The following is a 19,929-nucleotide window of genomic DNA, read 5'->3' as shown; positions in this document are numbered from 1 at the left end:
GGCTGGACGGGGCCGGTGGGGCGCCGGGGAGCAACTCCGGTGGCCGGCGGGCCGCCACATCCTCCACCCACCCGACCAGGACGGTCACCACCCCGACCAGCGCGAAGACCAGCGCCACCCGGATGGCCAGGCCCAGCGGGTCCTGGTGGGACCAGCCCACCACGTCCACCAGCGGGGTCAGCGCCACCACGAACGGCATGTGCCACAGGTAGACGGTGAGCGCCCGCCGGTTGAACACGGTCACCACCCGGCCGAACAGGGCGCTGCGGTCGACCCAGGCCACGCTCGCCGGCCCCCGGCCGAGCAGCACCAGGATGAAGGCCGCCGACCAGAGCGCGTTGCCGAGGTGGTTGTCGTTGAGGTCGTACCCGCGCGGGCCGGGGTGGGTGACGATCCAGGCGCCGCCGGCCGCGGCGAGGGTGAGCGCGACCGGCAGCAGCACCCGGTTGGCCAGCCGGCGCAGCATCCCTGCCTGGTGGGCGAAGCCGAGCAGCCAGGCGCCGAAATAGAGCCCGAACTCGCGCAGCGCCACCGGTGCCGCCGGGAACAGGCCCGCCTCAACCGTCGCCAGCAGGGCGTACGGGGCGAGCAGGGTGGGCACCGGGGCGCGCCGGAACAACCAGAACACGACCGGTGAGGCGAGCACGAACCACAGGTAGTCGCGCAGATACCAGATCACGCTCAGCGCGAGCGCGCCCCAGTTGTTCGCTGGCGGATCGGCGACCGGGAAGAGCCAGAGCAGCACCTTCGGGGTCAGCGGCAGCCCGCTGAGCAGCATGGCCGGCACGAAGACCGCGGCGAGCACCCACAACGACGGCAGCAGGCGGCGCAACCGGCGCAGCACCGCTCCCGAACCCCACCGGTGCAGCGAGGCGGCCATCAATGAGCCGGCGAGCGCGAACATCACCGACATCGCGGGGAAGACGAGGGTCAGGGTCGCCCACCCGGTCACGTGGTAGACGACGACTCGGACGATGGCCAGGAAGCGGAGCAGGTCAAGGTATCGGTTTCGCATCAGCCTGCAGTTGGGTCCGGGGGCACGGGGTAGGTTTCCTACCCTCCGCCCGGGTGGTGGCAAACTACCAGTACCCCGGCCGAACGTGACAAGGTCCATACGCCTGACCGGTACGGATCACCCACTGTGGACCCGCATCGTCCGATCTTGCCCCGGCGGCCCCGGGGCCGACCGCTCCTGGCCGGGATCGACCAGGAGCGCCATCAGAAGCCGAGCTTGCGCAGCTGCTTCGGGTCCCGCTGCCAGTCCTTCGCCACCCGCACGTGCAGGTCGAGGTAGACCCGGGTGCCGAGCAGCTCCTCGATCTGCTGCCGCGCGCTGGTGCCGACCTTCTTGAGCCGGCTGGCCCGATGGCCGATCACGATCGCCTTTTGGCTGGGGCGCTCGACGTAGACGTCGGCGTAGATCTTCATCAACTGGCCCTCGGGGACCATCTCCTCGACCACCACCGCGATGGAGTGCGGCAGCTCGTCGCGGACGCCCTCCAGCGCGGCCTCCCGGATCAGCTCGGCCACCAGCACCTGCTCCGGGTCGTCGGTGAGCATGTCGTCCGGGTAGAGCTGCGGCGATTCCGGCAGATAACGGGTCATCACGTCGACCAGGGTGTCCACCTGGTGCCCGGAGACCGCGCTGACCGGCACGACCTCGGCGAACTCACCCAGCTCGCTGACCGCGACCAGCTGCTCGGCCAGCCGCTTGCGGTCCACCAGGTCGGTCTTGGTGACCACCGCCAGCACGGTGGCCTTCAGCCCGGACAGCTCGCCGCTGATGAACCGGTCGCCGCGGCCGACCGGCTCGTCCGCCGGGATGCAGAGGCCGATCACGTCGACCTCGCTCCAGGTCTGCCGGACCAGGTCGTTGAGGCGCTCGCCGAGCAGCGTACGGGGGCGGTGCAGGCCCGGGGTGTCGACGAGGACGAGCTGCGAGTCGGGTCGGTGCAGCACGGCCCGGATGACGTGCCGGGTGGTCTGTGGCTTGCTCGAGGTGATCGCGATCTTCTGCCCGACGATGGCGTTGGTCAGCGTCGACTTGCCCGCGTTCGGCCGGCCGACGAAGCAGGCGAAACCGGCCCGGTAGGGACGCTCCTCCAGGTCGCTCACGCCGCCGCCCCGCTCGGCCCGCCGGCGATGGCCCGGTGCCGCCCGGTCACTCGGTCACCGTGCCCAGGACGGTGCCGTCCGGCGCGGCCACGTGGATCGGCGCGTCGCCGGAGAGGTCACGCACCGCGGCGTGCCCGGCGCCGTCGAGCGTCGACGCCTCGGTCACCACCGCGGCGGCCTCCAGCCGGGTCGCGCCGGCCGCCGCCGCGGAGGCGACCGCCAGCTGCAACGCGGTGATCGTCAGCGACGGCAGCGAGACGCTGGCCGCGGCGTACGTCCGGCCGTCCTGGTCGCGTACCGCCGCGCCCTCCACCGCCCCCACCCGGCCGCGCGCGCCCCGGGCCAGGACGACCAGCTTGCCGTCCTCGGCGCTCAACTCGGCCGGATCGGACGGGGTGGGCCGGGTGGCCGGTACGGCGGCTGACTCAGGCATCGGCGGGTTGCCTCTCCTCGGATCGGTTGATGTCGCCCCGGAGCTCGGCGGGTACGCCGCGGGCCGGGCTGTCCTGTGCGTCGGCCGAACCGACCCGGCTCACCAGCACGGTGTCGATCCGGTTGCGTCGGCCGGTGGTGCCCTCGGCGATCAGCCGGAGGCCGGCCACCTCGACCTGCGCCCCCGGGATCGGCACCCGGCCCAGGGACTGCGCGAGCAGGCCGCCGACCGTCTCCACCTCGTCGGTGGGCAGCTCGGTGTCGAACAGCTCGCCGAGATCCTCCACCGGGAGCCGCGCGGTGACCCGCACCGCTCCGTCGGCCAGGCGCTCGACCGGCGGGCGTTCGACATCGTACTCGTCGGTGATCTCACCGACGATCTCCTCCAGGATGTCCTCGATGGTGACCAGCCCGCCGGTGCCGCCGTACTCGTCGACGACGATGACCAGGTGGTTGCGGGCGGCCTGCATCTCCGAGAGCAGGTCGTCCACGGGCTTGGACTCCGGCACGAAGGTGGCCGGGCGCATCAGCTCGGCGACCGGGAGCTGATGGTCCTCCGGGGCGCCGCCCTGGGTGCGCCGGATCAGGTCCTTGAGGTAGAGCACGCCGAGCACGTCGTCGACGCTCTCGCCGATCACCGGGATGCGGGAGAAGCCGGAGCGCAGGAAGAGCGCCAGCGCCTGGGAGAGCGTCTTGCGCTCCTCGATCCACACCATTTCGGTACGCGGCACCATCACCTCCCGGGCGATGGTGTCCCCCAGCGCGAAGACGGAGTGGATCATCTGCCGTTCGCCGTGCTCCACGACCCCGCGCTGCTCGGCCAGGTCGACCAGCTCGCGCAGCTCCACCTGGGTGGCGAACGGCCCCTCCCGGAAGCCGCGCCCGGGGGTGACCGCGTTGCCGATCAGGATCAACAGCGAGGCGAGCGGGTTGAGCGCCCGGCCCAGCCAGCGGACCAGCGGCGCGACCGCCCGGCCCACCGCGTACGCGTGCTGCCGGCCCAGGGTGCGCGGCCCCACCCCGACCACGACGAAACTGACCACGGTCATCGCCCCGGCGGTGATCAGCGCGGCCCGCCAGCCGGCGCCGAAGGTGTCCACCGCGACCAGGGCCACCAGGGTGGTGGCGGTCAGTTCGGCGAGCAGCCGCAGCAGCAGCAGCAGGTTGAGGTGGCGGACCACGTCGCCCGCGACCGCCTGCAGGGTGCGGGCGCCACGGGCGCCGTCCCGGGCCAGCTCGGCGGCCCGGGCGGGCGAGACGGCGGCCAGGGCCGCCTCGGTCATGGCGATCAGGCCGGCGAGCACCACCAGACCGGCGGCGAAGACGATGAGCTGCAGGTCGGGTAGGCCGGCGGCGCCGGCGGCCGACGCGGGGGTGGACATCACCGGGACCGGGTCGACCGCCAGCTGGCCAGCAGTCGAGCCTGGAGCGTGAACATCTCCCGCTCCTCCTCCGGCTCGGCGTGGTCGTAACCGAGCAGGTGCAGCACCCCGTGCACGGTGAGCAGGTGCAGCTCGTCGGCGGCGGAGTGACCGGCGGTGGCCGCCTGCTTGGCCGCCACCTCGGGGCAGAGCACGATGTCGCCGAGGAGCGCCGGCTCACCGCCGGCCGCGGTGGCCTCGCCCGGCCCATGGTCGACGCTGCCCTCGTCCATGGGGAAGGCCAGCACGTCGGTCGGGCCCTCGCCACCCATCCAGCGATGGTTGAGCTCGGTCATGTAGTTGATGTCGACCAGCAGCACGGACAGCTCGGCGAGCGGGTTGACCCCCATCTCGTCGAGGGCGTGCCGGGCGACGGCGAGCACGGCGTCGGTGTCGACCTCGACACCGGACTCGTTGGCGATCTCGATGGACAACTGTCTTCCTCTGGTCTAGCGGCGCCGGCCGGCCCGGCCGCCCTGGGCGGGTCGCCCCGGCACGGCGCGCACGCTCTGCGCCTGCTGGTTCTCCCGCTCGGCGTCCCAGCGGGCGTACGCGTCGACGATCTCCCCGACCAACCGGTGGCGGACCACGTCGGAGCTGGAGAGCTGGGCGAAGTGGACGTCCTCGACGTTCTCCAGGATCTCCCGGACCACCCGCAGGCCGCTGGTCGTCCCGCCGGGAAGGTCCACCTGGGTGACGTCACCGGTGACCACGATCTTGGAGCTGAAGCCGAGCCGGGTGAGGAACATCTTCATCTGCTCGGGCGTGGTGTTCTGCGCCTCGTCGAGGATGATGAACGCGTCGTTGAGGGTCCGCCCGCGCATGTACGCCAGCGGGGCGACCTCGATCGTGCCCGCCGCCATGAGCTTCGGGATCGAATCCGGGTCGAGCATGTCGTGCAGCGCGTCGTAGAGCGGGCGCAGGTAGGGGTCGATCTTCTCGTTGAGCGTGCCGGGCAGGAAGCCCAGCCGCTCCCCCGCCTCGACCGCCGGCCGGGTGAGGATGATCCGGTTGACCTGCTTGGCCTGCAGCGCCTGGACCGCCTTCGCCATGGCCAGGTAGGTCTTGCCGGTACCGGCGGGGCCGATGCCGAAGACGATGGTGTGCGCGTCGATGGCGTCGACGTAACGCTTCTGCCCCAGCGTCTTGGGGCGGATGGTACGGCCGCGCCGGGAGAGGATGTTGAGCGTCAGGACCTCGGCGGGCCGCTCGGCGCCGCCCTGCTCGAGCATGCCGACGGTACGCCGAACGGCGTCAGTGGTCAGGGTCTCGCCTTTCTCGATGAGTTCGAGCAATTCGCTGAAGAGCCGCTCGGCGAGGGCGTTGTCCGCCGGGGCACCGGTGATCGTCACCTCGTTGCCCCGGACGTGCACGTCGCTGTTGACCGAGCGCTCGACCAGTCGCAGGATCTCGTCGCCCGCGCCGAGCAGGTTGACCATGATCTTCGAATCCGGAACGGTGATCTTGGTCTGCACCCGGGGCGGGCCGGGAGGTGGGGTGCCGGTCATAGGTCGGGCCGAGGGGCCCTGCGCCACCTGCTCTCGATCTCGGCGCCGGGCCTGGTGCCGCGGCGTGCGGACGTTGCCTCCATCGTATCGGTTCAACAGCGGCGGCACCTCGCCCATTTCCGGGGGTAGCGGGCATCGCACCGCGGGTGACCGGGCGGGGCGCGGACCGGGCAGACCGCCCGGAGCAACACGATCCGGGCACCGGGCCGGACCCGCCGACGGGCGGGGCGGCCCCCGCCGCCCCGCCCGCTCCCGGGTCAGCCTCCGGTGCGGAAGTCGTACCGGTCGAAGGTCTCCTGGGCACGGGTGAACCGGTAGGTCGCCCAGTGCATCCGGACCACCCTGCCGCGCTCGTCACGGGTCAGCCGGAGCAGCTCACCCACCTCCCGCCCGGCGACCGTCCGGAACACGTCCGGCCGGTCCGGCAGCGGCGCGAAGACCGCCGGCGGCTTGCCGGGCGGGTCGCCCGCGCCCCGGGCCCGCAGCGCCCCCTCGTGCCAGGAGAAGACGTACTCGAAGCCTTCACCCCACCAGCGGCCGAGCAGGCCGCGTACGCCCTCCGGGGCCGGCGGGCCGGGCCGCCACGGCGTGATGTCGGCCGGGTCGTGCTCGGCCGCGGCGGCGAGCAGCCGGTGCGGCAGGTCGAAGACCTCGGCGGCGGTGCCGGAGGAGCCGAGCAAGGCGGCACCCATCGCGCCGGCCGTGCCGTCACCGCCCCGCCGGCCGTAGGCGGCGGCCAGGAAGCCGGGCATCGCGCCGTCGTGGCCGACGTGCATGACCCGATCGCCCTGTGGGACCAGGATCAGCCCGAGCCCGAACCCGACGCTCCAGAGCGTCTCGTCGGTGACCGTCGCCGGCCAGCGCATCTCGTCGAGGGTGGCCGGGGCGAGCACCGCGCCGGCCGGGTCGAGCGCGGCCGGGTCGGCCAGGAACGCCGCCCAGCGGGCCAGGTCGGTCGCGGTGCTCCACAACTGCGCGGCCGGCCCGACCGCGCCGAAGTCGGTGGGCGGCTCCGGGTGCGCCTCGTCGGAGTACGCGTCCACCAGGAAACCGGTGGCTGCCCGCGGGCCGGGGGTCACCGTGGTGGCGGTCAGCCCCAGCGGGTCGAGCACCCGCTCGGCGAGCACCTCGGCCCAGGTACCGCCGCGCAGCTGCCCGACCAGCCGGCCGAGCAGCGCCATGCCGAGGTTGGAGTAGTGGTAGCGCCGGCCCGGGGGCAGCACCCGCTCGGCCCGGGCCAGCTCGGCGACCAACTCGTCGGCGTCCGGGGCGCGCAGGGTGTCCCAGACGTCGCCGTGCGGTTCGCGTTGCAGGCCGGCGGTGTGCGACAGCAGCCGGCGCACCGTCAGCTCGCCGTGCGCCGGCAGGTCCAGGTGGCGGCCCAGCGGGTCGTCGAGGTCGAGCAGGCCGTCGTCGCGGCACTGCAGGGTCAGCACGGCGGTGAACGTCTTGGTGACCGACCCGATCCGGAACGCGGTCTCCGGTCCCAGCGCGGTGTCGTTGCCCGTTTCGCCGACGGTGCAGGTCCACAGCGGGCGGTCCGCCCGGTGCAGGGCGGCCGACACCGCCGGCACCCGGGCCTGCGCCTGGACCTGCCGCACCATCCGGGACAGCCGGTCGGGCACCGGTGTCACGCGACGTTCCGAGCCAGCATCGGGCCGAGCGGCGCGCCACCGAGCAGGTGGGCGTGCGCGTGGAAGACCTCCTGGCCGCCGTACGCCCCGGTGTTGAACATCAGCCGGAAACCGTCGCCGAGCAGCCCCTCGTCCTCGGCCACCGCGGCGGCCGTGGCGAGCACCTCGCCGGCGAGCCCCGGGTCGCCCTCGGCGAGGGTGGCCACGTCGGCGTAGTGCTCCTTCGGGATGACCAGCACGTGCACCGGGGCTTTCGGGTCGATGTCGCGGAAGGCGAGCGTGGTGGGGGTCTCCCGGACGACGGTGGCCGGGATCTCCCCGGCGACGATGCGGCAGAACAGGCAATCGGTTCCCATCGGGGCATGCTAAGCGCTACCCCAGCCCCCGCTACCCGACCCTGCCGAACGTGGGGTGGGGTGGGTGAGTTACCAGCGGTTGAGGCGGGCGGAGAGGACCGCGAGGGCGGCCACGCCGGCGGTGGAGGTGCGCAGCACGGACGGGCCGAGGCGGACCGGACGGGCGCCGGCGGCGGCCAAGGCGTCCAGCTCGCTGTCGGCGATGCCGCCCTCCGGGCCGACGACCAGCACGATCTCGCCGGTGGCCGGCAGCTCCACGGTGGTCAGCCGGTCGTCGGCCGCCTCGTGCAGCAGGTACGCGGCCCCGGCCCCGGCGATCCGCCGGGCCACCCGGGTGGTGGACTCGTCCGGCGACCCGGCCACCACCGGCAGCCAGGCCCGGCGGGCCTGCTTGGCGGCCTCCCGGGCGGTCGCCACCCACTTCTCGCGGGCCCGTACGCCCCGGTCGCCGCGCCACTGCACCACGGAGCGGGACGCGGCCCACGGCACGATCTCGTCCACCCCGACCTCGGTCATCGCCTGCACGGCCAGTTCGCCCCGATCCCCCTTGGCGATCCCCTGCACCACCACCAGGCGCGGGACGGGCGCGTCGACGTACCCGCGGGCGGTGACCGCCAGGTCGAGGGTGCCCCGGCCGACCGCGGTGACCACCGCGCCGGCAGTGCCGCCCCGCCCGTCGGTGAGCAGCAGCTCCTCGCCGACCCGCAACCGCTGGACGGTGGCGGCGTGGTGCCCCTCGGGCCCGTCGAGCGTCAGGGCGTCGGCGGTGGGCAGCGACTCGACCAGGAACAGCGGCGCGGACACGATGGTCAGGCTAGCCGCCCCGGCGGGCACCGGGACGGCGAGGCCAGGAAGGTCAGGCGTGGCCGTTGAAGGCGTCGCGCATCCGGGAGAAGAAGCCGCCCTGCTTGGTCAGCTCGGCGACCTCCTCGCCCCGGGTCTTGGCGAACTCGCGCAGCATCCGCTCCTGCTCGGCGTCGAGCTTTGCCGGCGTACGCACGTCGAGGTGCACGTAGAGGTCGCCACGGCCGGTGCCGCGCAGGTGCGGTACGCCGCGGGCGCGCAGCCGCAACGTGCTGCCCGGCTGGGTGCCGGGCTTGACGTCGACCGTCTCCTCGCTGTCCAGCGTCTTGATGGTGAGCCTGGTGCCGAGTGCCGCGGCGGTCATCGGCACGGTGACCCGGCAGTGCAGGTCGTCGCCCTTGCGGGAGTAGACGTCGTGCGGCCGCTCGTGGATCTCCACGTAGAGGTCGCCGGCCGTGCCCCCGCCCGGGCCGACCTCGCCCTGCTGGGCCAGCCGGATCCGCATGCCGTCCTCGACACCGGCGGGGATCTTGACGGTCAGCGACCGGCGGGTGCGCACCCGGCCGTCGCCGGCGCAGGTCGGGCAGGGGTGCGGGATGGTGGTGCCGTAGCCCTGGCAGACCGTGCAGGGCCGGGCGGAGACCACCTGGCCGAGGAAGGTGCGCTGCACCGACTGCACCTCGCCCCGGCCGCCGCACGCCTCGCAGGTGGCCAGGTGGGTGCCGGCCGCGGTGCCGGCGCCGGAGCAGGTGGTGCAGAGCACGGCGGTGTCGACCGTGATCGGTGCCTCGACGCCGAACGCCGTCTCGTGCAGGTCCAGCTCCAGCCGCAGGATCGCGTCCGCCCCCGGCCGGGTACGCGGCCGGGGCCCCCGGGAACCACCCGCGGCGCCGCCGAAGAACGCGTCCATGATGTCCTGGAAGCCGACGAACGGCCCGGCCCCGCCGGGCCCCCCGGGGCCGCCCGCGCCCCCGCCGCCCGGGGCGAGCGGGTCGCCACCCAGGTCGACGATCTGCCGTTTGCGGTCGTCGGAGAGGACCTCGTACGCCGCGTTGATGTCCTTGAACTTCTCCTGGGCCTCCGGATCCGGATTGACGTCCGGGTGGAACTGCCGCGCCAGCTTGCGGTAGGCGCGCTTGATTTCGTCGTCGGAGGCTTCCCGGCTCACGCCGAGGATGCCGTAGTAGTCCCTGGCCACTGCGTTCCGTGTCCTCATGTTCGTCTCGCGTTGCGCCGGTCGGCGGCCCCGCCGGCCGTCGGCCCTGACTGGTCAGTTCTGGGCCAGCAGCTCGCCCACGTAGCGTGCCACGGCCCTCACGGTGGCGATGGTGCCGGGGTAGTCCATCCGGGTGGGCCCCAGCACGCCGAGACCACCGACGATGGTGGATCCCGGGCCGTACCCGGTGCTGACCACCGAGGCGGCGCGGAGATTGTCGATCTCGTTCTCGTCGCCGATGAGCACCCGCGTCGTGCTCGGCTCCGCCTCGCCGATCAGCTTGAGCAGCACGACCTCCTCCTCGAGCGCCTCCAGGATGGGGCGCAGCGAGCCCTGGAAGTCGAGCAGGCCGCCCCGGGTGAGGTTGGCCGTGCCGGCCAGCGCGATCCGCTCCTCGTGCCGCTCGACCAGCGTCTCCAGCAGCACGGTGGAGAGGGTGGCCATGGCCGGCCGCAGGTGCGGCACCGACTCGTCGACCAGCGCCTGCACCAGCGGCGGGGTCTCCGACAGTCGGGTGCCGACCAGCTTCTCGTTGACCAGCCGGCGCAGGTCGATGACGTCGTCGGCCGGGATGGGCCTGGGCAGTTCGACCAGCCGCTGCTCGACGCGGCCGGTGTCGGCGATCATCACCAGCATCAGCCGGGTGGTGGAGATCGGCACCAGCTCCAGGTGGCGCACCGTGGAGCGGGCCAGGCTCGGGTACTGCACCACGGCGACCTGCCGGGTCAGCTGGGCCAGCAGCCGGACGGTGCGGTGCACCACGTCGTCCAGGTCGACCGCGCCGACCAGGAAGCGCTCGATCGCCCGGCGCTCGGCCGGGCTGAGCGGCTTGACCCGGGACAGCCGGTCGACGAAGAGCCGGTAGCCGCGGTCGGTGGGCACCCGGCCGGCGCTGGTGTGCGGCTGTCGGATGTAGCCCTCCTCCTCCAGCACCGCCATGTCGTTGCGGACCGTCGCCGGGGAGACTCCGAGCTGGTGCCGCTCGACCAGCGCCTTGCTGCCGACGGGCTCCTGCGTGGCGACGTAGTCCTCGACGATCGCGCGGAGCACGGCGAGCTTGCGGTCGTCGAGACCCATCCTCCCCACCTCCTGTGGCACGTCGGCCCGCGGCGCGCTGCCAGGCATCCTGGCACTCGACTGTAACGAGTGCCAGTCTACGTCGGGGGGCCCGCCGACGCGATGATCAACGACGGACCACCGGTGCGCCCGCCGGCCGCGGGCGGAACCGGGCCGATCGTCCCGGCAAGCCGGTCGGTGTCGCTCTTTCGCGGCCTTGCTGGCTCCCCCTACCGTGACCTTCATGACTGAACCACCTCGCCCCCCGGGCGCGGGCGACCCCGGCGCCCAGCCGGATCCGGCCGCTTCCTCGGGAGGCCCCCACGCCTCCGGCTCGGACGAACCCACCGCACCACTGTCCGGGGCATCGGGCCCGGGCGGCTATCCCCCGCCCGGTGGCTATCCGCCGCCCACCGGTGACCAGCCGTCGCCGGGCGGCTACCCTCCGCCGGGTGGCTATCCCCCGCCGGGTGGCTATCCCCCGCCGGGTGGCTATCCCCCGCCGGGTGGTTACCCTCCGCCGGGGGTCGGCTATCCGACCGGCGGCGGCTACGGCGCGCCGACCGGCGGCTACGGCGCCCCGACGACCGGCTACGCCACCAACGAGGACAAGAACTGGGCTTTGATCGCCCACTTCGGCGGCCCGCTCGGGGTGGTCGTCGGCGGCGGCCTGCTCGGCTGGGTCGCCCCGCTGATCGCGCTGATGACCCGGGGACAGCAGTCGCCGGCGGTCCGGGCCCACGCGGTCGCGGCGCTGAACTTCCAGATCACCTGGGCGGTCGTCAGCGTACTCAGCTGGGTGCTCACCGCAATCACCTGCGGGCTGCTGTTCTTCATCCCGATGCTCGTGTGGCTGGTGCCGCTGATCTTCGGGATCATCGGCGGGGTCAAGGCCAACGAGGGCGTGCTCTACCGCTACCCGATGGCATACAGCTTCACGAAGTGACCCGGGCCGGCCGCTCCCCCGGCCGGCCCCGGCCACGCGGCTCAGGGCAGCAGGTCGCGCACCACGGCGTCGGCCAGCAGCCGACCGCGCAGGGTGAGCACCGCGCGGCCGGCGGCGAACTCCGGGCCGGCCAGCAGCCCGTCGGCGAGTGCCCGGCGGGCCGCGGTCCGCCCCGCCTGGTCGAGTGCGTCCAGCGGCAGCCCGGAGGCGAGCCGCAGCCGCAGCATGACGTCCTCCATGTGCGCCTCGGCGGGGGCGAGCACCTCCCGGGCCAGGCCGGGCGACTCCCCGGCGGCCAGCCGCCTCGCGTACGCCGCAGGGTGCTTGACGTTCCACCAGCGCACCCCGCCGACGTGGCTGTGCGCCCCCGGGCCGAGACCCCACCAGTCGGCGCCGGTCCAGTAGAGCAGGTTGTGCCGGCACCGGGCTGCCGGCGTGCGGGCCCAGTTGGAGACCTCGTACCAGGAGAAACCCGCCGCGCCGAGGGCGGCCTCCGCGGCCAGGTAGCGGTCCGCGGCGACGTCGTCGCTGGGGTACGGCAGCTCGCCGCGGCGCATCCGGGCGGCCAGCCGGGTGCCGTCCTCGACGATCAGGGCGTACGCGCTGACGTGGTCCACCCCGGCGGCCACCACCTGGTCGAGGGAGGCGGCGAAGTCCTCGGCGCGCTCCCCCGGCGTGCCGTAGATCAGGTCCAGGTTGACGTGGTCGAACCCGGCCTCGCGCGCCTCGATCGCGGCCTCGGTGGCCCGGCCGGCGCGGTGCGTCCGGTCGAGGATCGCCAGCACCCCGGGCGCGGCGGACTGCATGCCCAGCGAGATCCGGGTGTAGCCGGCCGCCCGCAGCGCCTTCAGCGACCCGGGGGTGACCGACTCCGGGTTGGCCTCCGTGGTCACCTCCGCGCCGGGCGCCAGCCCCCAGGTGCGGTCGATGCCGTCCAGGATCCGGGCCAGGTCGTCGGCGGGGAGCAGGGTCGGGGTGCCGCCGCCCACGAAGACCGTGTCCACCGCCGGCGGCGGGGTGTCGCCCAGCACCCGGCCGGCGAGTGCCAGCTCGGCCAGCACGGCGTCGGCGTACGCTGCCCGGCTGGCGCCGCCGCCCAGCTCCGCCGCGGTGTACGTGTTGAAGTCGCAGTAGCCGCAGCGGCTGGCGCAGAACGGCACGTGCACGTACACCCCGAAGCCGCGGGCGCCGACCGCGCGGGTGGCGGTGGCGGGCAGCGAGCCGTCGACGGGGACGGGTTCGCCTTCTGGAAGGACGCCGGGCATGGCCACTAGTGTGCCCGGCATGACCTCTCCCGACGCGCTCGTACGGGTCGCCACGGCCGCCGGGGTGACCACCCTCACCCTGGACAGCCCGCACAACCGCAACGCGCTCTCCACCTCGCTGATGACCCAGCTGCTCGCCGGCCTGGCCGCCGCGGTGGCCGACGACGCCGTCCGGGTGGTCGTGCTCGACCACACCGGCCCGGTCTTCTGCTCGGGGGCGGACCTGAAGGAGACCGCCGCCGCGTACGCCAGCGGGACGATGCCGGCCGGGATACTCGGCGACGTGCTGGCGGCGGTCTGGGAGTGCCCGAAGCCGGTGGTGGCCCGGGTCGCCGGTCCGGCCCGGGCCGGCGGTCTGGGTCTGATCGCGGCGGCGGACCTGGCGGTCTGCGCCGAGGAGGCGACCTTCGCCTTCACCGAGGTGCGGATCGGGGTGATCCCGGCGGTGATCTCGGCGACCGTGCTGCCCCGGCTGCACCCCCGGGCCGCGGCCGAGCTCTACCTGACCGGGGACACGTTCGACGGGCGACGGGCGGCCGAGGTCGGCCTGGTCACCGCGGCCGTGCCGGCGGCCGACCTGGATGCGGCGGTGGCGAGGTTCTGCGACTCGCTGGTCCGCGGCGCTCCCGGCGCGCTGGCCGGAGCGAAGCAGCTGCTGCGCCGCCCGGTGGCCGCCGACCTGCGCGCCGAGATCGCCGAGTTGGCCGCCGTCTCCACCGGCTACTTCCTCTCCGCGGAGGGACGCGAGGGCGTCCTGGCGTTCCGGGAGAAACGGGACGCCAGCTGGGTGCCGGCGCGGTGACGGCGTTTCCGTCGGGTCGGGGCGGGGAAGGCGGGCACCGGCGCCGGTGGGCGGTCCGGCCCCTGGCGTCCGACCCGCCGCCGGCCGTCCCGCTGGCCCGCTGACAGCCGGCGGAGCGGGCGGGAACCGGTCGGACGACCCGGAGGGTGCCACGGGGGACGTACGCTTGTCGGACTGTCGAACAGGGGGTGTGGGTGCGAACTCGGGCAGTCGTGGGGAGCGGTGTGGTCCTCGTCCTCGTCGCCGTGGTCGGGATCTGGATCGTCTTCCGGCAGTTCGGGGAGCGGTTGCGCCTCCCGCTGACCAGCCGGACGTGCACGGTGCAGGCCGATGGCCGGGTGGCGCTGGACGCCGACCAGATGGCCAACGCGGCGACCATCGCGGCGATCGGCATCCAGCGCGAGATGCCCGAGCGGGCCGTGGTGGTGGCGCTGGCCACCGCCTACCAGGAGTCCGGCCTGCGCAACCTCGCCGGCGGGGATCGTGACTCGCTGGGCCTGTTCCAGCAGCGTCCCAGCCAGGGGTGGGGCACCCCGGCCCAGATCCGGGATCCGCGGTACGCGGCGAACCGGTTCTACGCCGCGTTGAAGAAGGTCCGCGGCTGGGAGCGGATGCGGGTCACCGACGCGGCCCAGAAGGTGCAGCGCTCCGCCTTCCCGGAGGCCTACCAGAAGTGGGCGGACGAGTCGGAGGTGCTCACCCGGGCCCTGCTGGGGCACGCCACCGGGGCGGTGGCCTGCACGGTCGGCGGGGATCCGGTGATGCGTGGCGAGGCCGCCGCGGCCGCGCTGACCCGTGGTCTGACCCTCGACTGGGGGCTGGCCGCGGCAGCCTCCGCAGCGGAGGTGACCGGCCTGTCCGTGCCCGCCGCCGACGAGCGCCGGGGCTGGCGGTACGCGCACTGGCTGGTCTCGCACGCGCACGACCACGGGGTCAAGCGGGTGCGTTTCGGCGGCCTGGAGTGGACGGCCCGGGAGGGCACGTGGAACCCGGTGGGCGGGGCTGCTCCCAGCGCCGACCGGGTGGTCGCCGAGGTATTCGCCGAGGCATGAGCGACCCGGATCTTCTTACCCGCAGTCACCGCACAATCCAACCTTTCCCCTGATAGCCCACTTCTCACCCCACTTTCCTCACCCTGGGTAGCGGTGCCGTTCCCGATGGTCGGAGCCGCCCGCATTACCACCCCGGGCGGTACCCCGCCGCGGAATCAGCGCGTTACGATCGGCGGCCTGTGCCAGAAATGGTTTCACCTCATGGGGAGGGGTACGACGTGGCGTTCGACTACGGCGACCGGACCGGTTACGAGCCGATCAGCGACATCGACCGCAAGGAGTTCCACGAGCAGGGCTTCCTGCTGCTGCGCAACGTCCTGACGGAGGATCACCGGGCGGCGCTGGAGGCGGCGGTTGACCGCGTCTACGCCGAGGAGAAGGCCAAGGGCAACACCACCAAGGACGGCACCCTGCACCTGCTGGGCTTCCTGGAGCGGGACGAGCTCTTCGGCGACCTGCTGACCCACCCGATCGCCTTCCCCTACATGTGGGGCCTGGCCGGGTGGAACATCTACACCCACCACAACCACCTGGACGTCACCCCGCCGGCCCTGGAGCCGGAGAAGCCGTACTGGGGCTGGCACCAGGACGGGTACCGGCAGAACTCCGACCCGGAGACGATGGACCCGAACCTGCCCCGGCCGATGTTCTCCCTCAAGGTCGCCTACGTGCTCTCCGACCTCTCGGAGAACGGCCGCGGCGCCACCAAGGTGATCCCGGGCAGCCACCTGTGGAACTCTCTGCCCCGGCCGGCGGACACCTCGGTGCACAACCCCGACCCGGAGGGCACGGTGGAGATCACCGCGAACCCCGGTGACGCCTTCATCTTCGACCGCCGCCAGTGGCACTCCCGGTCCACCAACCTGTCGACGATCACCCGCAAGATGCTCTTCGTCGGCTACACCTACCGGTGGATCCGCCCGCTGGACGAGCTGCACATCGACAAGGACGGCGAGTGGTGGGCGAACCGCACCCCGGTCCAGCGCCAGCTCTGCGGTGAGGGCACACACACCGCGAACTACTGGGGCATCAACTGGGACGGCTACATCGACGACGAGATCCCGCTGCGCAAGGAGCTCAAGCAGCGCGGCCTGCTCGACCGCAGCATTCCCTGGCTGCGCTGACGTCCCGCTCGTGAGGGAGGGCCTCCTGCCACCGCGTCGCGCGGAGCAGGAGGCCCGCTGCGGTCCGGGCCGCCGGGCACCCGGCGGCGTCGCGGCCCGCTCGGTGCCGTCCCTCGGGTGACCGTCAGCCGTGGGCGGCGAGCCGGCGGCGCGCCTTCTCCCGGACCGGCTCGGGCAGGTCGTCCGCCGCCAGCAGCCGGGGCAGCAGGTCTGGCTCCAGGGTCGTCGCCCGGAAGACCTCACCGATGGTCACCCCGTGCGCGGGCCGGTCGACGACCTCCACCGGGTCGCCGGCACCCACCTCGCCCTCGACCAGTACCCGCAGGTAGGCCCCGGGCGTCCCGCGGGCGGTGAACCGCTTGATGAGATCCGGCATCCCCCAGAAGCCGGCGAAGGTGGTGCAGGGGGTGCGCGGCATGGTCACCTGGAGTACCGCCGAACCGATCATCCACCGCTCGCCGATCACCGCACCGGTCACCTCCACCGCGTACGTGGTCAGGTTCTCGCCGAACGCGCCGCGGCGCACACTCCGGCCGACCTCGGCCGCCCACCACGCGGCGTCCTCCTCGGCGTACGCGTAGACCGCCTTGTCCGGGCCGCCGTGGTGGGCGCGCTCGCCGATGAAGTCGCCGGCCACCCCGTCGACGCGGAGCAGCACCGGGACGTCCACCGGCCGCTTGTCGATCCCGCTACGGCCGCTCGCGTCGCCCGCCCACTTCGCCTCGGTCACGATGCCGAGGTTCACCGATGCCACCCTGCCCGTCATGGCGGTGAGCCTAGCCCGGTCCCGCCACGCCCTCCGCGCCGTTGTCCGCGTCCCGGGCTCCGCCGCCGCTGATGCCGCCGGACGATCCAGCCGGGTCAGCCCTTGACGGCGCCGGCGACCAGGCCGGACACCATCCGACGCTGCACCAGCAGGAAGAACACGATCACCGGAAGGGTGAACAGGGTGGAGGCGGCCATCACCGGGCCCCAGGCGGTGTCGTCGCGGCCGAAGAAGAAGGTCATCGCCACCGGCAGCGTGTACCGCTCCTGGTCGTTGATGAACGTCAGCGCGAAGATCAGCTCGTTCCACGCCGTGATGAACGAGAAGATGCTGGTCGCGACCAGGCCGGGAGCCACCAGCGGGAAGAGGATCCGGCGGAAGATCTGCGCCCGGTTGGCCCCGTCGATCGCCGCGGCCTCCTCCAGTTCCCTGGGCACCGCGGCGACGAAACCGCGCAGCATCCAGACCGCGAACGGCAGCGAGAAGCCGAGGTAGGTCAGGATCAGGCTGGGCAGCGTGTTGTAGAGCCCGAGCCGCTGGATCATCAGGAACAGCGGGATGACCAGCGCCTCCAGCGGGATCATCTGCACCACCAGCAGCATGATCAGGAAGCTGGTCCGGAGGGTGAACCGGAACCGGGCCACCGCCGTGGCGGCCAGCAGCGCGACCAGCCCGCTGAGCAGCACCGTGGAGACCGCCACGATGGCGCTGTTGAGGAAGAAGTCGGCGAAGGTCACGCCCGGGATGAGGTTGCCGGTGAGGATCTGCCGGTAGTGCTCCAGGGTCGGCTCCGCGGGCATCGGGCGCGGCGTGCTGGAGAAGATCTCCGAGCTGGGCTTCAGCGAGGTGGCGATCATCCAGTAGACGGGGAAGGCGGCGAAGAGCGCCACCAGCAGGCCCGCGCCGTTGAGGGCCAGCCGTTTCACGCCCGCCCCTGCTGCGCGCCGCGTCACGCGTCCTCCTCCTGCTTGAGCACCATGCGGACGTAGAGACCGGTCACCACCAGCAGGATCAGGGTGAGGATCACCGCGATCGACGCGCCGAGCCCGTACTTGGGCGGGGGCGAGAACGCCTCCGCGTACGAATAGATGGAGAGCATGAACGTCGGCCGGTCCTGGGTGCCGCCGGCCAGCACGAACTGCTGGGTGAAGACCTTGAAGTCCCAGATGGTGGAGAGCACGATCAGGATCCCGAAGACCGGCCGCAGCAGCGGGAAGGTGACCTTCCAGAACACCTTCCACGGCCCGGCCCCGTCAACCCGGGCCGCCTCGTGCAGCTCGCTCGGTACGCTCTTGAGCCCGGCCAGCACGCTGACCGCGATGAACGGGAACGAGTGCCAGACCACCACCAGGGTGAGGATCGAGAAGAACAGCAGCGGCGAGTTGAACCAGCCGTAGCCGGTCCAGTCGCTGTGCCCGAAGAGGCTCTGCGACAACCCGTCGGGCAGCGCGTTGAACAGCCAGGTGACCAGGCCGCTGGTGTCGTCGAAGATCCACTTCCAGACGATCGTGCCGGTCAGCGCCGGGGTGGCCCAGGCGAGCATCACGCAACTGGCCACGAAGGCGGCCATCTTCCGGCCCAGCCGGTTGAGCAGCAGCCCGACCAGGGTGCCCAGAACCATCGTGAGGAGCACGTTGGCCGCGGCGAAGAGCACCGTGTTGCGCAGCACGGTGCGGAAGAACGGGTCGCCGAGGATCTCGACGTAGTTGGCCAGCCCCACCCACGGCCACTCGCGGTCGCCGCGCAGCTGCCGGACGTTGTTCAGCCGGTAGAAGGACATCGCCACCACCTGGCCGAGCGGCCAGAGCAGCAGCACCCCGATGATCACCAGGCAGGGCAGGAGGAGCAGGTAGGGCAGGCGGTCCACCCGGCGACGCCGCCGCGCGGGGGTCTCCCGCGCGGCGGACGTCTCCGGCGTCTCGGTCAGCGTGGTCACTTGGCGTTGAGGATGCTTTCCATCTCCGCGGCCGCGTCGGCGGTGGCCTTCTCGACCGTCTTCTGACCCTTCATGACCGAGCTGTTCATCGCCTGGGTCACCGTCTTGGTCCGGCTGACCTCCACCCATTTCGGGGTGAGCGGCGTGAGCTTGGTGTTCTGCATCGCGGTGGCGAACGGCGCCATGATCTTGTCATTGGTGTACTTGTCGCCACTCACCAGGTCCTGGTAGACCGGGAAGAAGCCGAGGCTCTCGGCGAACGCCTGGTCGTTCTTCTTGCTCAGCAGCACCGTCAGGTAGTCCCAGGCGAGGTCCTGCCGCTTGCTGTCCTGCCAGATCGCGACGTCGGAGCCGCCGGCGAAGGCGGGCGCGGGCTTGCCGTCCGGGCCGGGGATGGGGAACGTGCCCCAGACCTTCTCGATCTCGGGGTTGTCCTTCTTGATGGCGCCCTGCTGCCAGCTACCGCCGAAGGCCATCGCCGCCTTGCCGGTGGCGAACTGGGTGCGGGCGTCGATCTCGTTCCAGCCCGCGGCGGCCGGCGGGGCCACCTTGTGCACGGTCACCAGGTCGGTCCAGAACTTGACCGCCCGCTGCGCCTCCGGCGTGGTGTAGCCGGACTTCCAGGTGTCGCCCTGCTGGGTGGCGATCTCCGCGCCAGTGCCCCAGAGGAACGAGTAGAAGGGCAGCTCGGAGTTGCCCGGCAGGGCGATGCCGTAGGTGCCCGGCTTCTTCGCCTGCACGGCCTTGGCGGCGGCGACCAGTTCGTCCCAGGTGGTCGGCGGCTTGACGCCGGCCTCGGCGAACCAGTCGGTGCGGTAGTAGATGCCCCGGACGCCGGCGTACCACGGTACGCCGTACTGCTTGCCGTCGAGCTGGGCATTCTTCACCAGGTCGGGCAGGATGTCCTTGCCCTCGGTCCAGCCGCTCATCCGGTTGGTCACGTCGGCCAGCGCCTCCTGCGCCGCCCAGCCCTGGGTCTCGGTGTTGCCCAGCTCGGTGACGTCCGGCCCCTCACCGCCGGCGAGCGCGGCCTGGAACTTCTTCGGCGCCTCGAGCCAGGGGATGTACTGGACCACCACGTCGGTGTCCGGGTGCTTCTGCCGGAACTCGGTCTCGACGCCGTCGAGGAACGTGGTCTGCGCCTCGCTGCCCTCGCCCATCATCCAGACCGTCAGTTTGCTGTTGTCGGCCGCCTCGTCGTCACCGGAGCCACCGCAACCGGTCAGCACCATCGCGGCCGAGGCCACGACGGCGGTGACCGGGGCCAGCCGCTTCCACCTGTTCACGCCATATCTCCCTCGCGCCTCTTGGCACTAACCTTCTCCGCCGCACCTTAGTAGGAAAAAATCCTTTACGACAGTGGCCGGCCGGGCGAAGCGAGGCGACCGTACCCCAGGCCGGCGGATCGCAGCCGGCTGGGAGTGGGGCAAAACTGGTCGTACGCAGACGAAGGGAGCCCCGCCTGCCGGCCGGGCTCCCGTCGTCTTCAGACTGTG

The 19,929-nt window shown here is 72.6% G+C and carries 20 protein-coding genes; 4 read left to right on the top strand and 16 right to left on the bottom strand.

The annotated features are described in order from the left end of the window. The 11 genes from C1I99_RS09220 to hrcA all read right to left on the bottom strand — a co-directional run. Window positions 1-1,015 (bottom strand): acyltransferase family protein (locus tag C1I99_RS09220; protein ID WP_111133788.1); only part of this gene is annotated, 1,015 nt, incomplete at its 3' end. A gap of 203 nt (window positions 1,016-1,218) precedes the next feature. Continuing rightward, on the bottom strand, window positions 1,219-2,115 hold the full coding sequence (gene era, locus C1I99_RS09215; protein ID WP_111133787.1) for a GTPase Era: 897 nt from the start codon (window positions 2,113-2,115) through the stop codon (window positions 1,219-1,221). A gap of 46 nt (window positions 2,116-2,161) precedes the next feature. Beyond that, the gene (locus C1I99_RS09210) at window positions 2,162-2,548 is read right to left on the bottom strand and encodes a cytidine deaminase-like protein (RefSeq protein WP_111133786.1); all 387 of its coding nucleotides are present in this window, start codon (window positions 2,546-2,548) and stop codon (window positions 2,162-2,164) included. Beyond that, the gene (locus C1I99_RS09205; protein ID WP_111133785.1) at window positions 2,541-3,953 is read right to left on the bottom strand and encodes a hemolysin family protein; all 1,413 of its coding nucleotides are present in this window, start codon (window positions 3,951-3,953) and stop codon (window positions 2,541-2,543) included. The genes C1I99_RS09210 and C1I99_RS09205 overlap by 8 nt, the downstream gene beginning before the upstream one ends. Continuing rightward, a complete protein-coding gene (gene ybeY / locus C1I99_RS09200) occupies window positions 3,929-4,402 on the bottom strand; it encodes an rRNA maturation RNase YbeY (RefSeq protein WP_111133784.1) in 474 nt (157 codons plus the stop codon). Before ybeY ends, C1I99_RS09205 begins: the two co-directional genes overlap by 25 nt. Before the next feature lie 15 nt (window positions 4,403-4,417). After that, window positions 4,418-5,476 (bottom strand): PhoH family protein, encoded by a 1,059-nt coding sequence (locus C1I99_RS09195; RefSeq protein WP_111133783.1) that lies wholly within the window; start codon window positions 5,474-5,476, stop codon window positions 4,418-4,420. Between the two features lie 257 nt (window positions 5,477-5,733). Further along, the gene (locus C1I99_RS09190) at window positions 5,734-7,110 is read right to left on the bottom strand and encodes a serine hydrolase domain-containing protein (RefSeq protein ID WP_111133782.1); all 1,377 of its coding nucleotides are present in this window, start codon (window positions 7,108-7,110) and stop codon (window positions 5,734-5,736) included. Continuing rightward, window positions 7,107-7,466 carry a histidine triad nucleotide-binding protein gene (locus C1I99_RS09185; RefSeq protein ID WP_111133781.1) on the bottom strand — a complete coding sequence of 120 codons (360 nt, stop codon included), beginning with the start codon at window positions 7,464-7,466 and terminating at the stop codon, window positions 7,107-7,109. Before C1I99_RS09185 ends, C1I99_RS09190 begins: the two co-directional genes overlap by 4 nt. A gap of 69 nt (window positions 7,467-7,535) precedes the next feature. After that, window positions 7,536-8,270: a 16S rRNA (uracil(1498)-N(3))-methyltransferase gene (locus tag C1I99_RS09180; RefSeq protein ID WP_111133792.1), complete on the bottom strand. Its 735-nt coding sequence runs from the start codon at window positions 8,268-8,270 to the stop codon at window positions 7,536-7,538. A gap of 52 nt (window positions 8,271-8,322) precedes the next feature. After that, window positions 8,323-9,468, bottom strand: a complete 1,146-nt coding sequence (gene dnaJ, locus C1I99_RS09175; RefSeq protein ID WP_199562060.1) for a molecular chaperone DnaJ — start codon at window positions 9,466-9,468, stop codon at window positions 8,323-8,325. Between the two features lie 72 nt (window positions 9,469-9,540). Next, on the bottom strand, window positions 9,541-10,563 hold the full coding sequence (gene hrcA, locus C1I99_RS09170; RefSeq protein ID WP_111133779.1) for a heat-inducible transcriptional repressor HrcA: 1,023 nt from the start codon (window positions 10,561-10,563) through the stop codon (window positions 9,541-9,543). Between the two features lie 223 nt (window positions 10,564-10,786). Between hrcA and C1I99_RS09165 the strand changes: the two genes are divergently transcribed. Continuing rightward, the gene (locus C1I99_RS09165; RefSeq protein ID WP_111133791.1) at window positions 10,787-11,488 is read left to right on the top strand and encodes a DUF4870 domain-containing protein; all 702 of its coding nucleotides are present in this window, start codon (window positions 10,787-10,789) and stop codon (window positions 11,486-11,488) included. Between the two features lie 41 nt (window positions 11,489-11,529). Here C1I99_RS09165 and hemW read toward each other — a convergent pair whose 3' ends face one another. After that, window positions 11,530-12,753 (bottom strand): radical SAM family heme chaperone HemW, encoded by a 1,224-nt coding sequence (gene hemW, locus C1I99_RS09160; protein WP_199562059.1) that lies wholly within the window; start codon window positions 12,751-12,753, stop codon window positions 11,530-11,532. A gap of 19 nt (window positions 12,754-12,772) precedes the next feature. On the opposite strand from hemW, the gene C1I99_RS09155 reads away from it, so the two are divergent. The 3 genes from C1I99_RS09155 (at window position 12,773) to C1I99_RS09145 (ending at window position 15,731) form a co-directional block, all read left to right on the top strand. After that, entirely contained in the window at window positions 12,773-13,555 is a 783-nt protein-coding gene (locus tag C1I99_RS09155; protein ID WP_111133778.1) for an enoyl-CoA hydratase family protein, read from the top strand. Window positions 13,556-13,743: 188 nt separating this feature from the next. Further along, entirely contained in the window at window positions 13,744-14,607 is an 864-nt protein-coding gene (locus C1I99_RS09150; RefSeq protein ID WP_111133777.1) for a hypothetical protein, read from the top strand. A 188-nt stretch (window positions 14,608-14,795) separates the two neighbouring features. Further along, complete coding sequence (locus tag C1I99_RS09145; RefSeq protein ID WP_111133776.1) at window positions 14,796-15,731, top strand: phytanoyl-CoA dioxygenase family protein; 936 nt, start codon at window positions 14,796-14,798, stop codon at window positions 15,729-15,731. Between the two features lie 124 nt (window positions 15,732-15,855). Here C1I99_RS09145 and C1I99_RS09140 read toward each other — a convergent pair whose 3' ends face one another. From C1I99_RS09140 to C1I99_RS09125, 4 genes are all read right to left on the bottom strand, one after another. Further along, window positions 15,856-16,497, bottom strand: coding sequence for an MOSC domain-containing protein (locus C1I99_RS09140; protein WP_111133775.1), 642 nt, complete (start codon window positions 16,495-16,497; stop codon window positions 15,856-15,858). Window positions 16,498-16,592: 95 nt separating this feature from the next. Continuing rightward, window positions 16,593-17,423, bottom strand: coding sequence for a carbohydrate ABC transporter permease (locus tag C1I99_RS09135; protein ID WP_111133774.1), 831 nt, complete (start codon window positions 17,421-17,423; stop codon window positions 16,593-16,595). Between the two features lie 23 nt (window positions 17,424-17,446). Further along, window positions 17,447-18,433 carry a carbohydrate ABC transporter permease gene (locus tag C1I99_RS09130; protein ID WP_111133773.1) on the bottom strand — a complete coding sequence of 329 codons (987 nt, stop codon included), beginning with the start codon at window positions 18,431-18,433 and terminating at the stop codon, window positions 17,447-17,449. Next, complete coding sequence (locus tag C1I99_RS09125; protein WP_111133772.1) at window positions 18,430-19,719, bottom strand: sugar ABC transporter substrate-binding protein; 1,290 nt, start codon at window positions 19,717-19,719, stop codon at window positions 18,430-18,432. The genes C1I99_RS09130 and C1I99_RS09125 overlap by 4 nt, the downstream gene beginning before the upstream one ends. Window positions 19,720-19,929 lie beyond the last annotated feature (210 nt).

The organism is Micromonospora deserti, assembly GCF_003236335.1.
GTDB classification, from domain to species: domain Bacteria; phylum Actinomycetota; class Actinomycetes; order Mycobacteriales; family Micromonosporaceae; genus Micromonospora; species Micromonospora deserti.
Note: the sequence above shows the minus strand (reverse complement) of the source record. Positions and strands in the feature narration are given on the sequence as shown.

What these genes read in the sequence shown, in the direction of transcription:
- C1I99_RS09210 (WP_111133786.1), bottom strand. Translation starts at nt 2,548, where the DNA reads ATGCCTGAGTCAGCCGCCGTACCGGCCACCCGGCCCACCCCGTCCGAT.
- C1I99_RS09195 (WP_111133783.1), bottom strand. Translation starts at nt 5,476, where the DNA reads ATGACCGGCACCCCACCTCCCGGCCCGCCCCGGGTGCAGACCAAGATC.
- C1I99_RS09185 (WP_111133781.1), bottom strand. Translation starts at nt 7,466, where the DNA reads ATGGGAACCGATTGCCTGTTCTGCCGCATCGTCGCCGGGGAGATCCCG.
- hrcA (WP_111133779.1), bottom strand. Translation starts at nt 10,563, where the DNA reads ATGGGTCTCGACGACCGCAAGCTCGCCGTGCTCCGCGCGATCGTCGAG.
- C1I99_RS09165 (WP_111133791.1), top strand. Translation starts at nt 10,787, where the DNA reads ATGACTGAACCACCTCGCCCCCCGGGCGCGGGCGACCCCGGCGCCCAG.
- hemW (WP_199562059.1), bottom strand. Translation starts at nt 12,753, where the DNA reads ATGCCCGGCGTCCTTCCAGAAGGCGAACCCGTCCCCGTCGACGGCTCG.
- C1I99_RS09155 (WP_111133778.1), top strand. Translation starts at nt 12,773, where the DNA reads ATGACCTCTCCCGACGCGCTCGTACGGGTCGCCACGGCCGCCGGGGTG.
- C1I99_RS09145 (WP_111133776.1), top strand. Translation starts at nt 14,796, where the DNA reads ATGGTTTCACCTCATGGGGAGGGGTACGACGTGGCGTTCGACTACGGC.
- C1I99_RS09140 (WP_111133775.1), bottom strand. Translation starts at nt 16,497, where the DNA reads ATGACGGGCAGGGTGGCATCGGTGAACCTCGGCATCGTGACCGAGGCG.